At 47.7% G+C, this 19,027-nt stretch carries 13 protein-coding genes and 3 pseudogenes; 12 read left to right on the forward strand and 4 right to left on the reverse strand.

All coding sequences use genetic code 11. From position 1 onward, the window contains the following. The first annotated feature begins 92 nt into the window (after positions 1 to 92). The 4 genes from glyQ to rpoD all read left to right on the forward strand — a co-directional run bounded on the left by glyQ (position 93) and on the right by rpoD (position 6,978). Positions 93 to 992, forward strand: coding sequence for a glycine--tRNA ligase subunit alpha (gene glyQ / locus MZO40_RS05915; protein WP_050338529.1), 900 nt, complete (start codon positions 93 to 95; stop codon positions 990 to 992). Continuing rightward, positions 992 to 3,076 carry a glycine--tRNA ligase subunit beta gene (glyS, locus tag MZO40_RS05920; RefSeq protein WP_105962068.1) on the forward strand — a complete coding sequence of 695 codons (2,085 nt, stop codon included), beginning with the start codon at positions 992 to 994 and terminating at the stop codon, positions 3,074 to 3,076. Before glyQ ends, glyS begins: the two co-directional genes overlap by 1 nt. Positions 3,077 to 3,911: 835 nt before the next feature. Continuing rightward, positions 3,912 to 5,792 (forward strand): DNA primase, encoded by a 1,881-nt coding sequence (dnaG, locus tag MZO40_RS05925; RefSeq protein WP_105962069.1) that lies wholly within the window; start codon positions 3,912 to 3,914, stop codon positions 5,790 to 5,792. A gap of 79 nt (positions 5,793 to 5,871) precedes the next feature. Continuing rightward, positions 5,872 to 6,978, forward strand: a complete 1,107-nt coding sequence (gene rpoD, locus MZO40_RS05930) for an RNA polymerase sigma factor RpoD (RefSeq protein WP_003638904.1) — start codon at positions 5,872 to 5,874, stop codon at positions 6,976 to 6,978. A gap of 167 nt (positions 6,979 to 7,145) precedes the next feature. Here the strand turns inward: rpoD and MZO40_RS05935 are convergent, their stop codons facing one another. Beyond that, on the reverse strand, positions 7,146 to 7,793 hold the full coding sequence (locus MZO40_RS05935; protein WP_105962070.1) for a YitT family protein: 648 nt from the start codon (positions 7,791 to 7,793) through the stop codon (positions 7,146 to 7,148). A gap of 120 nt (positions 7,794 to 7,913) precedes the next feature. Then, entirely contained in the window at positions 7,914 to 8,237 is a 324-nt protein-coding gene (locus MZO40_RS05940; protein ID WP_252133156.1) for a MarR family winged helix-turn-helix transcriptional regulator, read from the reverse strand. Between the two features lie 301 nt (positions 8,238 to 8,538). Here MZO40_RS05940 and MZO40_RS05945 point away from each other — a divergent pair, with 301 nt between their 5' ends. The 5 genes and pseudogenes from MZO40_RS05945 (at position 8,539) to MZO40_RS05965 (ending at position 13,449) form a co-directional block, all read left to right on the forward strand. Further along, positions 8,539 to 9,426, forward strand: coding sequence for an ABC transporter ATP-binding protein (locus MZO40_RS05945; protein ID WP_105962087.1), 888 nt, complete (start codon positions 8,539 to 8,541; stop codon positions 9,424 to 9,426). Continuing rightward, complete coding sequence (locus tag MZO40_RS05950; RefSeq protein ID WP_088771192.1) at positions 9,423 to 10,187, forward strand: ABC transporter permease; 765 nt, start codon at positions 9,423 to 9,425, stop codon at positions 10,185 to 10,187. The genes MZO40_RS05945 and MZO40_RS05950 overlap by 4 nt, the downstream gene beginning before the upstream one ends. Beyond that, positions 10,168 to 11,290, forward strand: a pseudogene (locus MZO40_RS05955) (sensor histidine kinase). The gene MZO40_RS05950 and the pseudogene MZO40_RS05955 overlap by 20 nt, the downstream one beginning before the upstream one ends. Continuing rightward, on the forward strand, positions 11,287 to 11,892 hold the full coding sequence (locus MZO40_RS05960) for a DNA-binding response regulator (RefSeq protein WP_252133157.1): 606 nt from the start codon (positions 11,287 to 11,289) through the stop codon (positions 11,890 to 11,892). Before MZO40_RS05955 ends, MZO40_RS05960 begins: the two are co-directional and overlap by 4 nt. 151 nt (positions 11,893 to 12,043) lie before the next feature. Further along, a pseudogene (locus tag MZO40_RS05965) lies at positions 12,044 to 13,449 on the forward strand (FAD-dependent oxidoreductase). Between the two features lie 230 nt (positions 13,450 to 13,679). Here the strand turns inward: MZO40_RS05965 and MZO40_RS05970 are convergent. Both MZO40_RS05970 and MZO40_RS05975 read right to left on the reverse strand, forming a co-directional pair. Further along, positions 13,680 to 14,624 (reverse strand): NADP-dependent oxidoreductase, encoded by a 945-nt coding sequence (locus tag MZO40_RS05970; protein ID WP_088771196.1) that lies wholly within the window; start codon positions 14,622 to 14,624, stop codon positions 13,680 to 13,682. Between the two features lie 158 nt (positions 14,625 to 14,782). Continuing rightward, the gene (locus MZO40_RS05975; RefSeq protein ID WP_105962074.1) at positions 14,783 to 15,679 is read right to left on the reverse strand and encodes a LysR family transcriptional regulator; all 897 of its coding nucleotides are present in this window, start codon (positions 15,677 to 15,679) and stop codon (positions 14,783 to 14,785) included. Between the two features lie 219 nt (positions 15,680 to 15,898). On the opposite strand from MZO40_RS05975, the gene MZO40_RS05980 reads away from it, so the two are divergent. The 3 genes and pseudogenes from MZO40_RS05980 (at position 15,899) to MZO40_RS05990 (ending at position 17,977) form a co-directional block, all read left to right on the forward strand. Then, positions 15,899 to 16,339, forward strand: coding sequence for a DUF2255 family protein (locus MZO40_RS05980; protein WP_105962075.1), 441 nt, complete (start codon positions 15,899 to 15,901; stop codon positions 16,337 to 16,339). Then, the gene (locus MZO40_RS05985) at positions 16,336 to 16,977 is read left to right on the forward strand and encodes an NAD(P)H-binding protein (protein ID WP_105920034.1); all 642 of its coding nucleotides are present in this window, start codon (positions 16,336 to 16,338) and stop codon (positions 16,975 to 16,977) included. The genes MZO40_RS05980 and MZO40_RS05985 overlap by 4 nt, the downstream gene beginning before the upstream one ends. 146 nt (positions 16,978 to 17,123) lie before the next feature. Next, positions 17,124 to 17,977: pseudogene (locus MZO40_RS05990) on the forward strand (alpha/beta hydrolase). The last annotated feature ends 1,050 nt before the right edge of the window (positions 17,978 to 19,027 follow it).

Here is a 19,027-nt window from a genome sequence, read left to right on the forward strand (position 1 = left end):
CAGGGGACTTTTTTTGTGCCATCTTTGGTCGAAAATGGGACCACCATGCGAAGCCATCAGCCGTTCAGTCACTAATTTTTGGGAGGATTATAATGAGCAAAAAGTTATCAGTGCAAGAGATCATCTTGACCTTGCAGAAGTTTTGGTCAGATCAAGGCTGCATGTTAATGCAATCTTACGATACAGAAAAAGGGGCCGGAACGATGAGCCCGTATACGTTCTTACGTGCAATCGGTCCGGAACCATGGAATGCCGCTTACGTGGAACCATCCCGGCGGCCAGCTGATGGTCGTTACGGGGAAAACCCGAACCGTTTGTATCAACATCACCAATTCCAAGTGGTCATGAAGCCTTCACCAGAAAACATTCAGGACTTATATTTACAAAGTCTAGAACAACTAGGCATCAACCCGCTCGAACATGATATTCGCTTCGTGGAAGATAACTGGGAGAATCCATCCATGGGTTGTGCCGGTGTTGGTTGGGAAGTTTGGTTGGACGGAATGGAAATCAGTCAATTCACGTACTTCCAACAGGTCGGCGGCTTAGAAGTGGATCCGGTCACTTCTGAAATCACCTATGGTTTGGAACGGCTTTCTTCTTACATTCAAGACGTCAACTCCGTGTTCGACCTGGAATGGGGCGACGGCGTTAAGTATGGCGATATCTTCTTGGAACCAGAGTTTGAAAATTCCAAGTACGCCTTTGAAGAAAGCAATGAAGATTTATTGTTAATGTTATTTGATGAATATGAAAAGGAAGCCAAGCGCCAAATCAAAAATGGGTTGGTTCATCCAGCGTATGACTACTGTCTCAAGTGCAGCCACACCTTCAATTTGATGGATGCGCGCGGTATGGTTTCAGTGACGGAACGGGCTGGCTACTTGGACCGGATTCGGAACATGGCGAAGTCGATTGCCAAGGAATTCGTGGCCCAACGTGAAAAACGTGGCTTCCCATTATTAAAACACGCACAGGAGGAGACGAAATAATGGCGAAAACTTATTTATTAGAAATCGGTTTGGAAGAACTGCCGGCCCACGTCGTTACACCGAGTGTGTTACAACTTAAGGAACGCATGACCAAGTTTTTGACCGACGCACGGCTTGATTTTGAAGACATCAAAACTTTTTCAACCCCACGGCGTTTGACGGTCCAAGTGTTAGGACTGGCTGATAAGCAGGCGGATGTGAAAAAAGAAGTCCGCGGTCCGGCTAAAAAGATTGCCCAGGATGCAGATGGTAACTGGACCAAAGCTGCGATTGGTTTCTCTAAGGGTCAAGGTGCTTCGACGGACGATATCGTCTTCAAAGATGTTAAAGGTACCCCATATGTCTTCGTTCAAACTTTCAAGGCGGGCAAGACGGCCGCAGAAGTGCTGACTGCAGGTATCAAGGACGTCATCACTAAGATGAACTTCCCAACGATGATGAAGTGGTCGACGTTTAGCTTCAAATACATTCGGCCTATTCGGTGGATCGTTTCATTGTTAGATGATGCAATCGTGCCGGTTGAAATTTTGGATGTCACCGCTGACCGGGTCTCCCGTGGCCATCGTTTCTTGGGCCACGACGTTGAAATCGCGACGGCGCTGGATTACGAAGATGACTTAGCGAGCGTACAAGTCATTGCGGATGCTGACAAGCGTAAGACCAAGATTCGTGAACAAATTGCCGATTTGGCACAAGCCCACGATTGGCAGATCAAAGTTAACGAAGACTTGCTGGAAGAAGTTAATAACTTAGTTGAATTTCCAACGGCCTTCGCCGGTGATTTTGATACCAAGTACTTGACGATTCCGGATGAAGTCTTGATCACGTCAATGCGTGACCACCAACGGTTCTTCTACGTCACGGATACGGAAGATAACTTGTTACCACACTTTGTTTCGGTTCGAAACGGGAACACGGATCACCTTGAAAACGTGGCGTTAGGTAACCAAAAAGTCTTAACTGCGCGGCTGGAAGATGCAGCCTTCTTCTATCATGAAGACCAGCAACACTCGATTCAAGAATACGTGGAACGACTCAAGAAGGTCAGCTTCCATGACAAGATCGGGACGATGTACGAAAAGATGCAACGGGTCATGGTTATTAGCGCCTTCTTAGCTGACCGGTTTGGATTGACTGAAACTGAAAAGAACCAGTTGCATCGTGCTGCCCAGATTTACAAGTTTGACTTAGTGACTGGCATGGTCGGCGAATTCCCTGAATTGCAAGGGGTCATGGGCGATAAGTACGCCGTGCTCAAGGGCGAAGATCCAGTCGTTGGCCAAGCGATTCGCGAACATTACATGCCAATTAGTGCGGATGGCGACTTGCCGAAATCCAAGGTTGGGGCTGTGCTTGCGATTGCCGACAAGGTTGATTCAATTTCAAGTTTCTTCGCTGTTGGTTTAACCCCAAGTGGGTCAAATGATCCGTTTGCATTGCGTCGTCAAGCCTTTGGGATCGTTCGAATCGTGCGTGACCAAGGTTGGGACTTCCCAATTCGTCAAATCGAAACAGCTATTCAAAAAGAATTGACTGCTAATGATGCGACCTATAATCTGGACTTCGCTAAGCAAACGGCACCGGTCGCTGATTTCTTAACGGACCGGGTCAAGCAATGGTTTAGTAATCACAAATTACGTTATGATATTGTGGATACGGTCATTAAGGGGAGCCGCCAAGACATTCGTGAAATGTTCAAGGCAGCTGACGTCTTAAATGCGCATCAAGATGATCCACAATTCAAGGATACGATTGAAGCCTTTACACGGTTGCTACGGATCACGGCTAAGGCGAAGTTGGATGCTGGCGATTTGACGGTCGATCCAAGCTTGTTTGAAAATGACGCGGAACAAAAGTTGTATGATGCCGTTGAAGACTTGAAACAAAAAGTAACTTCAACGATGTCCATGGAGGACCGGTTCACGGCATTAGCCAGCTTACGGCCGCTAATCGTGGATTACTTCGAACAAACGATGGTCATGAGCAAGGACGACCAAGTTCGTGACAATCACTTGAAACAACTCTTGACGATTGCACAAATGGTCAATGTCATGGGTGACTTGAACCAATTAGTTGTGAAATAATCGTTCACGAGGGATAATACTAGGAAGTTGTTGCTGAAAAGTGGCGACTTCTTTTTTTAGTCGATTATTTGTCATGAATCATGATTAAAACGCGCCATTAGTTGGTTTACTGTTCGTCAGCAAATATTCGTCCTAGTCCGACTTACAGGGCCGGCTGACAACGCTGGAACAGGGCGGACATCGATTTGAACTCACGCAGAAACCCACTGCGCAATTTCAAATACGAGTCTTCTTCTAGCCCGGGAAAACCGCCCGGACAAGAAGAATTTCGCCTTTGAGCATTGTCAGCCAGCCCTTCCAGTCGGGAAAACGCTCGAATGGCGGATGAACGACCACCTATCTCGGCGCAATTGACCAACGAGTATTAGGCGACTGGTCCTTCAAGCAACCTTTGAGTAGGTATCGATGATGATTCATGCACTTAAATACGTGAAAATGGTCTAAAGATTATTAACAGCTTCAATAGCAACCGGACTTTTAGTTAGGCGATAGAATAGCTTTCGTTTAGAATTCAAAGCTTTGTAATCTCAGTCGACTAGAGACAACTTGCAAAGTTCAGGGAAGCAACTGGCTGTTTTCGAACTTAAGAATCGGCACGTTTTAATCATATTTCATACTAATGAATTACACGACAACACGTATTTTTATAACAAATTCTAGAAATATGTCTAATAAGCAGGACTTATTATTGCACTGCTGTCAAACTTGTGGTACTATATATTCTGTAAAAGTTCGCACGTTCAAAAGTCGCATCTCGTTTTCATGATGCGACTTTTGATTGCGCAACGGTTTGGTTAGTTTGTCAGACAGGTGTGTGCAGAAATGGGGTGGCAAAGTGGCCAATCGAATTCCTGAAGAGAAGGTTGAACAAGTCCGTTCAGCCGTTAATATTGCGGATTTCATTGGACAATATGTTCAGTTAAAAAAAGCAGGTAAGAACTTATTTGGACTCTGTCCGTTCCATGAAGAACGAACGCCATCGTTTTCGGTAAATGAACAGAAACAGATTTTTCACTGTTTCAGTTGTGGTCGCGGTGGGAATGTCTTCAGTTTTATTATGGAACTCGAAAATCTTTCCTTTCCAGAAGCAGTCGTCAAGGTCGCTGATTTTGGCCATATCGAGTTGCCAGCAACTTATACCGCGCAATCGCAACCGGCTGCACCTAAAGATCAGCAACAGGCGGATCTGCTCAAGCTGTATGCGGATAGCGCGAAAATGTACCAACACATCTTGGTCAATACCGAACTGGGTGAACCCGCACTCAAATATTTACACGAGCGGGGCCTAGATGATGAGACGATTCAAACTTTTGGAATTGGGTATGCGCCCGCCAATCAACTCTTGCTGGATTTTTTCAAAGAACATCAGACGGATTACCAGCTGTTACGGCAATCGGGATTGTTCATTGAAAATCAGAACGGGGACTTACGCGACCGGTTTGTGGACCGCGTTTTATTTCCAATCAAGGATGCCAGCGGGCGCGTCATCGCATTTTCTGGTCGAATTTTAAAGCAGTCACCGAGTGAGCCTAAATATTTGAATAGTCCGGAAACGAAACTGTTCAATAAACGCTCGGTACTGTTCAACTTTGATTTGGCGCGTGGTCCGATTCGGCAACAAAAATCCGTCATTTTATTTGAAGGATTTATGGATGTGATTGCGGCTTATCGTTCTGGGATTCAGAACGGCGTTGCGTCGATGGGGACCAGCCTGACAGACGAGCAAATTTATATGCTCGAACGAGTCACGGATACGCTCTACGTCTGTTACGACAGCGATATGCCCGGGCAAAAAGCGACCGATCGTGCCCTGAAATTATTAGGGGGCAATAGTCGCTTAACGCTGGGTGTGATCCAGATGCCGGATGGAATGGACCCGGATGAATACCTGCGTGCCAATGGTCGCGACAAATTCGTGCAGGTCTTTGAGGACGGTAAGCAAACGCCGACCGCCTTCGAGATGCAGTATTTAAAACACGATTTGAATTTACAAAATACGCCTGACCAACTGACGTACTTACAGGCAGTCTTAGAACGGCTGGCCAAGTTATCGTCGAGTGTTGAGCAGGATTTATATTTAAACCAGCTGGTTGCTGAATTTGATTTAGACAAAAACGATTTAAAATCGCAATTACGGTCGTTGGTCGGCAAGCAGGCCGTGCAACGCAGTGGTCGTGGTGCTCAAAACATGACGCCGCCACCTGAGACGGCGCCACTCGCACCACCACCGGCAACGGTCGACGGTGGGACGAACAACAATGCACCTTTAAGTCGAGTTGAAAAGGCAGAGCGACTTTTGTTATACCGGTTGCTCAATGACCATGATGTCTGGTTGCGAGTCATGGCGATTGCCGGTTTCCATTTCGTACATGACCCTTATCAGCAGATTTTTGTCTATGCTGAGGCTTATTTTAAAACGCACAATCAATTTGACTTGGGCAACTTCACGGATTTCATGGCTGATTCTGACTTGCAACCAGTCGTGACCAGTCTAGAATTCATGGATGTTGCCAGTGAAACGTCGAAGGAAGAAATTGCGGATTTAGTCAACGTGATTATGACCCAACAACCACTGGTATTACAGATTAATCAGAAGAAGGCTGAACTGACGGCTGCTAAACAAATTGGCAATCATGATCTGGTTCAGCAATTAACCTTAGCGCTCATTGAACTCTATCGAAAACAACAACAAGCACAACAAACTGATTACTTTTAGCTTACGTGTTATAATTAAGGTTGGCTCGGTATTTTCACTAGGGTGCTAGTAGATGCATACGAAACTAGGAGGCTACTACATGGCAAAGGCAAAAGCAACGACAGAATACGACAAGGCTGTTAAAGCATTAATCAAGGACTACAAGAAGTCCGGTAGTATTCAGTATGATGAATTATCCGATAAAATCGCAGCGCCTTATAAGTTAGACGCGAGCGGAATCGACAAATTATTGCAAAAAGTTGAAGATGCTGGGATCAGTGTCGTTGACGAAAAGGGTGATCCGGATGCACGGGCGGTCAAGAGTGTGAAGACCGTTTCGAAGAAGGAATTGAGTGATGCAGGCTCTGCTTCTGGTATTAAGATCAATGACCCAGTTCGGATGTATCTCAAGGAAATCGGTCGGGTCGACTTGTTGACCGCCGATGAAGAAGTTGCCTTAGCCTTACGAATCGAACAAGGTGACGAATCAGCCAAGCAAGAATTAGCGGAAGCTAACTTACGGTTGGTGGTTTCAATTGCCAAGCGGTATGTTGGTCGGGGGATGCAATTCCTCGATTTGATTCAAGAAGGTAACATGGGCTTGATGAAGGCCGTTGAAAAGTTCGATTATCGCAAAGGTTTCAAGTTCTCGACTTATGCCACTTGGTGGATTCGTCAAGCGATTACGCGGGCGATTGCTGACCAAGCGCGGACGATTCGGATTCCAGTTCACATGGTTGAAACAATCAACAAATTGATTCGGATTCAACGGCAACTCCTCCAAGACCTTGGGCGTGAACCAACGCCTGAAGAAATTGGGGCCGAAATGGACATGCCAACTGAAAAGGTTCGTGAAATCTTGAAGATTGCACAAGAACCCGTTTCGTTGGAAACCCCAATTGGTGAAGAGGATGATTCACACCTTGGTGACTTCATCGAAGACCAAGATGCAACTTCACCAGCGGATGCTGCGGCATACGAACTCTTGAAGGAACAATTGGAAGGCGTCCTCGATACGTTGACTGACCGGGAAGAAAACGTCTTACGGTTACGGTTTGGTCTTGATGATGGCCGAACCCGCACGTTGGAAGAAGTCGGTAAAGTCTTCGGTGTGACCCGTGAACGGATTCGTCAAATCGAAGCCAAAGCATTGCGGAAGTTACGCCACCCATCACGTAGCAAACAATTGAAAGATTTCTTGGAATAACAACTAGATATTTGCGCCTGACTGTCAGCTGAGCTGGTGGTCAGGCGCTTTTTTTGAACGACGAAGAATTGACCATGCTTTGATCACGGTACAGGGCACAGTTACTGCAAAAAATTAGCCAGGACAAGGCGATGACCCAAAACAGGTCGTCTTGTTCTGGTTAATTCTTAATGCACAGCCGGTCGCATCCATTCCACAAAGTTAGGCGCGTGTTCAGTGAAGAAGTTGACGAAGCGGCCAGTCAAGAAGGCTGCGATCAACGTCCCTTCACGCACGCCGGCAAGAGAGTGTGTGAAGGTCAGTGCTAAAATCAATGAAATGGCAATCAAGGTAAAGTCATTGTAAACTTTGACTTTGGCAAACTTCAGTTGGTGAATCAACGCAATTGCATTTGGGAGTCCTTCGCCGGGCATGATGATAGCGTGTGAATTGACTTCCAGGAAAACGCCAAATGCCAGTAAAATCGTACCAATGAAGACGAGAATCAGTTGCGCGATATAGGTTTGGTTGGGCAAGTGCTGGAAAAGGGTGACAAAGTTGTCAATAAACCAGCCAAATAGGCAACCCGGAATTAACTGCAGCAAGTTCCGCCATGAAAATTCACGACGCAGGACGACTGCTTCCAAGAAGACCAACACGAACATAAAGATAATGGTAACCTGGCCAATTGAGGCGCCGGTGATGTTACTCAAAACATTTGGAATGCTGGAAATTGGCGAAGTACCGAGCAGGGACAGCTTTGAGAGCGCCACACCGGCAGACATACATAAAATGCCCGCAATTAATACCGCAAATTGTTTGATGACTTGTTTCAAAAGGTTTCAATCTCTTTTCTCTTTGTGCTTAATTTGACTGGAATCGTTCAGTACCTAATGAAATGCTCAGGTACGGTGAGTGATTCCAGCCTATTTGAGGTCATTCTCAGGTGTCGACAATCAGTCACGTTCGCCGTGAGTGGTCAAACCTGAGTAGACGAGTTGTAATTGTTCAGTAAAGGTCGTCTCATCAACTTCTGGATGAGCGACGAAAAAGTCATGCCACCAGTCTTTTAAAGTCTGCTTGATACTGAGGGCGATTTTTTCACCGGCGGGGGTCAACCGAATGTGAATCTGGCGTTGATCGTTTTGATCATGTGAACGGGTCACGAGTTGCCGGCTTTCAAGATGACGAACAGTGCGTGCAAGTAGACTGGGGTCCAGCCGTAAGTTGGCTGCAAGCATCTTTTGAGTCTGGTCTGGGTAATCATAGACGACCAGCAAGAGATCACTTTCGGTCGCCCGAATGTCTAGGGTTGCTAGCTGGTCGTTGATGCTATTCTTTGACTCACGATAAATTCCGGCGATAAATTTGGTTAAGCTGAAAGTTTCGATGATAATACCTCCTTTCGAAAATTAGTGGACTTGTCCATTATTCGTGAAACTAATTAATTTGTCAAGCCAACACCCTATCAGGCAAATACCGACAATATGACATTTGTCATCTAATACTCATGACAAACGCGACTACCGGATGATCGGTGATGGCCGTAAACTTAAGTCATTAAAAAGGAGGCGGTCAATGATGACACCGTTAATTGAAGCAACCGATGTGACGTTTAGCTACGGTCAGCAGTCAGTTTTAAGTGGGATTAACATGACGATTGCACCGGGCGAAATTATCGGATTAATTGGTGAAAATGGGGCGGGGAAAACAACGTTACTCAATCTGTTATTAGGCGTCAATCACGCGCAACAGGGACAGCTGACAGTCTTTGGACAGGCGCCAGGAAGCCTAGAAGCACGGTGCAAAATTGGCTCGATGTTACAAGGTGACATGCCGATTCAAGGGGTGACGGTCCGAGAGATGCTCACTTTGACGAATGCCGAGCGTCAAAGCACGACTGACCCGCAGCAGTTGTTGATTGAATTAGGGCTTGAAGATTTAGCCAAACGTCGGTTGACGGCCTTATCTGGCGGCCAGTTACGGCGCGTCACCTTTGCGCTCGCGATAATTGGCAATCCGGAGTTGTTGTTCTTAGACGAACCAACTGTCGGGATGGATACGACGGCTCAACAGGCGTTTTGGCAACGAATCCGGCAGTTGAAGGCCAGTGGCAAGACGATTATTATCACCAGCCACTATTTACCGGAAATCGAAGCAGTCGCGGACCGTATCATGTTACTCAAAGACGGACACTTCGCCTTTGAAGGGACATTGGCGGCTTTACAAAAGCAGTACCAACAAGTCGAATTTATCTGTCAAACGGCGCTGCCGACTGCCGCTTTCATGGATTTGGCAGCCGTGACGGCGGTCGCAAAACAGGGTGACCAGCTACGTTTGAGTAGTGAAGACGGTGATGTGACGTTAGCGGCACTGGTACCATTGCTGAGTGAATGTCATCAACTCACGATTAGTCGTGAATCGTTAACGGATATTTTTGTTCATCTGACGAAGGGGGTTCCAGCATGAACGTCTTGATTGCACAACTCAGTTTTGATTGTCGGCGACTAATTTTACGAAACGTCGCGTTTCAATTTTTTGCGCTCATGATGCCAGCGGGCTTTTATCTCTTATTTACCAAGGCCATGACTGGCGGCACTACGGCACAGATGGCCGCTTTTAATGTTGCCTATATGGGCAGTATGACGGTCTACAGCATTGCCATCAATGGGTTGTTTAGCATTGCGCAGATCTTGATGCATGACCGTGAAAAAGGATTGGTTCGGTGGTTACAACTGACGCCCCATGGACTCGTGCCTTACTATGTCTCAATTGGGATCCTTGGCTTACTGATGAATCTCCTGTCAGTTGCCGTGTTGGGGACGATTGCGGTGCTGGTCAACCACGTCAGTTTGACTCTGGGCCAGTGGTTCGGCGTGCTCGGCATCGCAATCATCGGACAAGTGCCGATTATGTTGATTGGCGTTGCGTTATCCTTCCTCAATCGCGCGGAGACCTTGAGTGTTGCCAGTAATTTAGTTACCTTTCCAATGGCCATCATGAGTGGCTTGTGGTGGCCAATCCGCATGTTACCGGACTGGGTCCAAGTGATTGGTCAACACTTGCCGACTTTTTACATGAACGATTTGTTGGGAACTTGGATGATGCATGGTACACTTGATAAAACGAATCTATTCGGAATTGGTGCGTGGACGCTGGGATTATTAGTCGTGATCAGCTGGGGGACTCGGCGTTTGCTTAAACGGGGGAATGGGATTGTTCGAGCATAAGCACAAACGCTTTAAAAACTTAGAATGGACGAGCTACGTGTGGCTCGTCTATTTGCTGTATACCATTGCAGCCTATCTCCCGGTCAAATCCTGGCGCGATTGGTTGTGGCTCACGCTGGTCGGTTGTTTTCTGGTGCTGTATATCCTCGTGGTTGAAAAGCCCCGTTGGCGTTTTGTGACCATACCAGCTGAATTAGCAGTGACGGGCCTATTTGCCTTGTTTGCGGCGAATAATTTTATGATTATCTTTCCCGGATGGCAAGTGAGCTTTTTGCTTGCGCGCCGCCCTAAACGAGAATTTTACTGGTTTGCGATGGCGTACTATGTATTTTTGGTCGGGGGGTGTGTGCTGGACTATTTGCAATTTCCAGGCACGTTTACGTGGCAAAATGGCAACTTGATGGGGTTGGTGTTTCCATTTACCTCACCAATTTTAGCCTATAGCTTCTCGCGGTCGATCGAACGGCAACGGCAACTCAATCAAACCAATCGGCGCCTGAAGACAATTGTTGAACGTCACGAACGAGAGCGCATCGCTCGTGATTTGCATGACACGCTGGGCCAGAGTTTTTCCATGATTACGCTCAAAGCAGAACTCGCTAGCAAGTTACTGGTCAAAGCCCCTGACAAGGTGGCGCCGGAATTGACCGAAATCGCACAGACCAGCCGCCAAAATTTACAACTGGTTCGTGAAATCGTCAATAACTTGCATGAGCAATCGTTGACCGAAATGCTATTGGACCAAACGCACAATTTGGCGGTGGCTGGGGTGTGGGTCACCACGACTGGAGAGGCCCAAGCAACCAAGTGGCCGACGACGGTTCAGAGCTGTTTTGCGGCGGTGTTGGTCGAAAGCCATCACCAATGTGATTCGCCACGCCCATGCACAGACTGTTACCATTGATTTTACGGAGACGACGACTAGTTATCAAACCGTGTTTCAAGATGATGGTAAGGGCGGCACATTAAGGCGTCAGGGCGCCAACGGTCTCACGGGTATGCAGTCGCGGTTACAAGCTAATCGGGGAACCTTTGCAATTACCAGTTCGCGGCGTGGCACCTGGTTGACGTTAAAACTACCAAAGGAGCGTGAGAACGCATGATAATGGTCTATTTAGCCGAAGATCAAAGTATGTTGAATTCAGCTTTGACGCAATTATTGGAATTAGAAGATGATTTACACGTGGTCGGCAGTGCCACTGATGGAACCGCGGCCTGGCAGGACTTGCAACGGTTACAGCCAAATGTGGCGATTTTAGATATTGAGATGCCCGGTATGCCCGGACTGGATGTGGCGGATTGCTTACACACGCGGCAACCCGCCACAAAGGTGATCATCTTGACCACTTTTGCCCAACAACGGTACTTTGAGCGTGCAGTCAATGCCCAGGTCGCCGGTTATTTACTTAAGGACAGTCCAAGTGACGAGTTGATTGCGGCCACTCGATCCGTGATGACCGGTCAGACCATCTACGCCCCGGAACTCGTGACTAATATGCTCTCTGCTGATAAAAATCCGCTGACGGAGCGGGAACTAGCGGTGCTTACTGAAGCGGAAAAGGGGTTACCGACGAAGACGATTGCGGTTAATCTGTACTTATCACCCGGAACGACCCGCAATTATTTGTCAGCGATTTTTAGCAAACTAGGCGTGCATAATCGATTAGAAGCGATTCGGGTGGCCAAGACCAATCAGTGGCTGTGATCAAGGGCAGGCCAGTTTGGCACGATCTAGGTTTATTTTCATCGACACATATACAAATGATGGGGGTCGCGATATAATAATTGAATAGTGGTTAATGTTAAGCACGCTGACTAATGCGTGACAAATCTGGCAGAATGGAAGATTCGGTAAGATGAAAGTAATTATCGTTGGTAGCACCCATGCGGGGACCGCAGCGGCACGCGAAATTTTAACACGTCATCCAGAGACGGCAGTGACGATTTATGAACGAAATGATAACGTTTCGTTCGTTTCGAGTGGAATCTATTTGTACTTAACGGGGGTCATCCAACACCTTGAGGACATGTTTTACGCGTCACCGGCAGATTTAACGGCAATGGGTGCGGCAGTCAAGACCCAACATAACGTGCTGCGAATCGATACGGCGCACAAGTCCGTTCAGGTGGCAAACATGCAGACGGGCGCAGTCTTTGTCGACACTTACGACAAGCTCATCATGGCGACTGGTTCCTCAGTCATCGTGCCGCCCATCATGGGAATCGACCATGAAAAAGTCCTGCTGTGTAAAAATTACCAACAGGCCGAACAGCTTTATCAGTCACTACGACCCAATCAGCAGGTCGCCATTGTCGGGGCTGGATACATGGGGACCGAACTAGCTGAAAGTTACGCTAGCATGGGGTATCGAGTCAAATTGTTTCATTCCCATTCGCAAATTTCAAATAATTATCTTGGCCCCGAGATGGCCGGTGCAGCGGCACAACTGTTACGCGACCACCAAGTCGACGTGCATTTGGATGAGCGGGTCACGGGCTTCACCAGTGGGTCAGATGATCAGCTCGTCGTTGAAACGGCGCAGGGCGATTATCCAGTTGATTTAGCCATCGTTTGTGCCGGTTTTATGCCCAATACGGAATTATTGCGCGGACAAGTCGCGATGGACCGTCATGGTGCGATTCTGATCAACAAATATGTGCAAACGTCCAACCCGGATATTTATGCGGCTGGGGATGCCTGCGTGGTCAATTACAATCCCACCGGTCAGCCGGCGTATACACCGCTGGCAACTAACGCCCTACGTCAAGGCGCGCTCGCGGGCATTAACGTATTTGGTGACCTGCAACCCTACATGGGGACGCAGGCGACCTCGGCCATGCAATTCTTTGACCACACGATGGCGACGACTGGGTTGACTTATCCCGCGGCAAAAAACGTGAATTGCCGGTCCGCCACGTCGTTTATCAAGGCGATTGGCGTCCCGCTTACATGCCCAGTACGGCCAAAGTTACGATCGACTTGGTCTACGATTATCAAAGTCGGCAGATTCTCGGAGCACAATTCTGGAGTCAGCATGACATTGCGCAAGCAGCCAATACGGTCTCAGTGATGATTCAAAATCAGAATACGATCGATGATTTGGCCTATGTAGACATGTTCTTTCAACCGAACTTCAATCAACCGTTCAACTATTTGAACCTGGTTGGGCAATTAGCGGTCAAACAAGAGTATCAACGTGGCAATCAAACGCCACACATCACAGCACCGGGTAACTGGCCGACGCCGCCTGAACAGGGCTAATCAGATTGCTGGATTTATAATCGAACCATGAAAGTGAGCGCAGTTGTCGCAAGAACGTGGTTGCAGCTAATCAATTGTTATAAAAAGATGCATTCAGAATTCAACGTCGAATTCTGAATGCATCTTTTTAGTCTTGAATCAGCTTGTTAAATTTGATACTAAATATCGATGACTGGTTATACTGCAGTGCAGAATGACCGATTTTATCAGCCCTGCCAGTTATTGCCAGATTAAGCCTCAGTGCCAACATCAATCACGAGTTTGCCGGCACTATGACTGTTTTCGCTATAACGGTGTGCGGCCTGCAACCCTTCCGTACTGAATGGGAAGACCTGGTCAATGATCACTTGTAGGTGGCCTTCAACGGCGAGCTGGCCTAGAATGGCGAGTTCACGGCCGTTTGGCTGTAACCACCAACTGGAAACTGCTGGACCGACTGATTTTTGTGCTTCGGTCGGTTGACCGTCAATCGTCACGAGCCGGCCATTAGGTTTGAGAATGGCTAGACCATCATCAATGGCGTCAATCGTATCGAAGACGGCATCGTAATCCTTGAGCACGTCTTGGATGGCAGTGGTGTGGTAATCGATGATATGATCGGCACCGATGCGCTTCAACAGATCATGATGGTTAGCACTGGCAGTCGTCGCAACCTCGGCGCCGAGATATTTAGCGATTTGAATCGCATTCAAACCGACACCGCCCGCACCGGCTTGAATCAAAATCTTTTCACCAGCTTGCAACTTCAACTGGTCGTGAACGACTTGATAGGCCGTCAGTCCAGCTAATGGCAGTGCAGCCGCTTGTTGGAAAGTCAGCTCAGCAGGCTTCAAGGCCAACTTGTCTTCTTTGACGGCTGCATATTCGGCGTAAGTGCCGCGCAGGCCATCTTCGTAAATATCGGGGCGAGCAAAGACGTCATCACCAACTTTGAACTGGGTGACGGCCGCACCGACTGCGACGATCGTGCCGGCTACATCCCAGCCCAGTACGACGGGCATCTGCCAATCAAACATACCTTTAAGTAGGCCTTGGCGTGCTTTCCAGTCGATTGGGTTGATACTGGTGGCTTTCACTGCGACTAGCACCTCATCATCGGCAATCTGTGGCCGGTCGATAGTGGTCATTTGTAATTCTTCGGGGCCACCATATTGATTGATAATAACTGCTTTCATTTGAATTGATTCCTCCCTAAACTGATAACCTAGCTTAGCATTTTGGTTGTGGTCAATTCAATTATTTGGTTCGCTGGGACGATAAAACGAGTCTGAAGGTCAACAGAGCGGGCAAAGTCAACCGATGAATAAGTTACCGGCAAAGCGTCAAATGATGTTTACTGGTGCATCGCCGGTAACGGCTGTTGCAGATCATCCGCTAGCTGGGTCAAAAACGCATGGGCTGCTTCCGATAAGCGCTGTCCTTTGAGCCAAACGAGGCTGGTTCTGGCGGTTAGACGGGGGGCCAGTGGGATAAAAGTCAAGTCCGTTTGATTGGTGTTGATGATCCCGTCGACGCCTAGCGCGTAACCGACACCGGCAGAGACTAGCAGTGAAGCGTTGTAGAGCAAGTTGTAGGTGGCAACGATTTTAAACTTCGGGGTGCTTTCGCCGTACCATTCCTGCAGCTGATTGATGGTGCCATGCTGCGCCGAAGTAATGATGTTCTGGCCTTCCAGGTCTGCCAGCGTGATATGGTCATGGTCAGCGAGTGGTGAATTGCGCGGGACCAGTAAGCCCCAACGACTTTCGCCAGGCAGTTGGATAAAATTCAGGTCATGTTTATCGGTCGGTTCCATCACGACACCAAAATCGAAGTTGCCAGATTTAAGATTGGTACGGATCTGATTGGCGTTACTACTAATCACGTTCGTTTTGATTTTTGGATAATGGCGTTGTAATTTTTTGATTGATTGCGCAATCGTTAGAAAACTCCGGGCTTCGGCACTGCCAAGTTCGACAGTCCCACTAATTTGCTTGGCAGTATTAATGTTAGCGAGTGTCTTATCGGCTAACGCAATAATTTGATTGGCCTGCGTCGCGAAGTATTCACCGCTGCTTGTGAGCTGGATATGGCGGCCATTCCGTTCAAATAGGGTGACGCCAAGTTCATCTTCTAAATCCTTAAGTTGGCGTGAAATCGTTGGCTGAGAGACATGTAAGCGCGCGGCTGCTCGGCTAATGTTGAGCTCGGCGACGACCGCTTGAAAATACCGCAAAACACGTAATTCCATTTAAACCACTCCTTACTATTACAATTCTGCATAATTTCAAATTCAATATAAGCATTCGACATGGTGCTTGTCAAGCTTTAAGATGGGACTTGAAGTTAAGAACAGCTAATCGCGGTGACGGGGTGAAAAATGTGGGACAAGACTGGGTTTACGAGTCTTGGGCCGCGGATTCACCCTCTAACCAGCTTGATTAGCGATTAAGAACGGAGGAGCGTTAAAATGACAGCTCGATATAATCAAACGGATGTGACGCCCACGACCGAACAGTGGTCCGCGTCGCAGTTAACGGCTTTTAGCCAAGCCGATGACTTTCAAGTTTCACCATTTTATAGCGATGGTCGGACATATGGCACGCCAACTTGGATTTGGTCGGTCGTCGTGAATCAACACTTGTATATCCGAGCGTGGAATGGACCACGATCACGGTGGTATCGCTCGGCACTGACTCAAAAAGCGGGGCGGATTCATCTGGCAGAAGCCAATCACCTGGTTTATTTTGAACCAGTGACGGACGAAGCGTTGAATGATCAAATCGACCAAGCTTACCGTAAGAAGTATGCCGGCAGTCCGTACTTGATGCCGATGGTTGCAAGTGGGCCACGGCAGGCAACGATGCAAGTGACACCGCGGGTCGCAACAGAAAGGAAGGCAGCTAAATGACAAAAATCATGATTATTGGCGCAAACGGTGGAACCGCTAGAATTTTAATTGACCGCTTGCTCGCTGAAACGGATCACGAATTGGTCTTGTTCTTACGCCATGCAGAACGACTGGCGCAGTATCAATCGCAAGCGCGCGTAACGGTGTTGGATGGTGATGTGTTAGATACCGCCCGGTTAGCCGCAGCGATGGCACCGGTGGATTTAGTCTATTCCAACGTTGGTGGGGTCGACCTGGCCGCTCAGACGCGCAGCATTTTGGCTGCAATGGCACAGACTAAGCAACAACGCCTGCTATTTATTAGCGCGCTTGGCGCCCATCATGAAGTGCCTGGAAAGTTTGGTGCTTGGAACGAACAAGCAATCGCTGACTTTTTACCTGGGTTTCGGGCCTCCGCGACGTTACTCAGTGAATCGACTGTCAACTATACGGAAATTCGACCGGCCTGGTTAACGGATGCTAGTGAGGTCGATTACGAATTGACGACTGCGGATGAACCGTTCAAGGGTACCGAAGTCTCACGTGCGAGTGTCGCGGATTTTGCGATGACGGTAATCGCCCATCCGGAAAAGTATCAACGCGCCAGTGTCGGCATCAATAAGCCCAACACGGATGGTGATCGTCCCAGCTGGTTATAAGGGTGTTGATCCTTAGCAGGTACTCGCGAAAGTCAATACTCGGACATGGATGCGATGACTAGTGATTAATCATGATGACCAACGATAGCGTCCAGGCGAGGCAAGTGCTAAACTAAATTAATTCAGATGAATATGGGGGAATATCAGTGAAAAGAATGCGATTATGGGGATTATTATTGGGATTAATCTTGTTGCTAAGCGGATGTGGGCAACGTAACGCGTCCAACACGCATCAGCAGCGCCACAGCCACGGTCAGCGTTACGTGCCAACCCTTTTTTCCATGGCTGGGGTAGTAGCTACCATGCCGAGACGCAGATGGCTAATGCAGTCGTCAAAGCCGGTGGGACGCACACCATTATTCGTGCGATGGTCGCTAGGAATGGTGCGGTGACTTTGCAGGGCCATTTTAAAGCGGGTGACTACCGGCCAATCGTTGAGGTCAATTTTGCTGCAAATCGTTCGTCAGACTATCCAACGGTTGGACGCTGGGCCAAAAATGTCGTCGTGGCGTTGCAGCAGGTTTATGGTATCAAAGCGTTTAATATGGTTGGACACTCGATGGGTAACATGGCCATTACCTACTACTTACTCGCCAACGCCCAGAATAAACGGTTACCACAGCTCAAACGCCAAGTCGATATCGCAGGCCATTTCAACGGCATTTTAGGCATGGATGACGAACCGAATCGCATGAAATTGAATGCTGCGGGACGGCCTAATAAATTACAACCGGCTTATCGCCAGTTAATGGGATTACGGCAAGTGTACCCACGCAATCAAGTGCGAGTTTTGAACATTTATGGCGATAAGGGTGATGGCACGCATTCGGATGGCTCTGTTAGCAACGCGTCTTCACAATCATTGCGCTACCTGGTTGCAGGTCGGGCGAAGTCCTATCGTGAAGTCAAAATTACTGGAAAACAGGCCCAACATAGCAAGTTGCATGAGAATCGGCAAGTTGACCGATTATTGATCGATTTCCTGTGGCCGAATGCTTAGTCCGTGATTGGCTGACTTAAATAAACGTCGAATAGGTATTAGATTTGTCAATAAACAGAACAAACAATCAGTAGTCACTTCACTAATTTTTGACCATGCTCAAAAGTTAGTGAAGTTTTTTTGTCTAAAAATAGCTAGTACGCGTTGTGCTAGTTATTCTTTAGCCTTAAAGATGGTTAAATCATGACAAGTTGGCGTCCTGTTTGTCAGCCGATGCGCGCCTTAGTCCGACTTCCGGGGCCGGCTGACAATTGCTGGAACGTAAGCCGACATCGATTTGAACTCACGCAGAAACCCACTGCGCAATTTCAAATACGAGTCTTATTCTAAGCCGGAAGAAAAGCACTTCCGACTAAGAATAATTTGGCTACTGAGCATTGTCAGCCAGCCCCTACAGTCGGGAACCCGCTCGAATGGCAGATGAACGGCCACCTATCTTGGTGCAATTGACCAATGAATATTTAGTTGCAGTAACTTCAAGTAAACTTTGAATCAGCATTACACTGATTTGTCGCATTTAAATGTTGGTAAAATGCCATGAAATTAGTCGATAGTCCTGGCCTCACTTAGCATATTGTCACTTCAGGCGAGTAGACAAAATCTATACAATCTTCAGTAATACTGAAGATTCGCAGAATTGAAATACAACAGGATAATCTGAAAACTTGCCAGTCCTACAGCCGAATGTCAACATGGCGTGTGCCAAATATCAACGACCAGTTCATTTAAAGTTGGGTCCGCACATGTCCGCCTTTCGAATACCATCCCGGCTGGAAGGTATTCTGGGCAAGGCCAAGTGGTGAAATTTCACTTAGCAAGCGTTTTTGGCTTGGTTAGTGAAAGACCAGTATTTAAGACGTGGGTTGTCGGCTTAAATCTGTGTCCACCACGTTACGGCCATTGACCAGAATGCCTGGAAGCCGGCCTAGGACGTCTCCACAACAGCAAGTTTACGCTAAGTCGCACTTTTTCCAGCGGGTCTCAGCTGGCAGCACTTGAACTTAGAAATTGTCATGATTTAATCATGATTCATGACAAATTAACTAGCAC

This window comes from Lactiplantibacillus sp. B652 (assembly GCF_023806745.1).
Classification (GTDB): Bacteria; Bacillota; Bacilli; order Lactobacillales; family Lactobacillaceae; genus Lactiplantibacillus; species Lactiplantibacillus pentosus.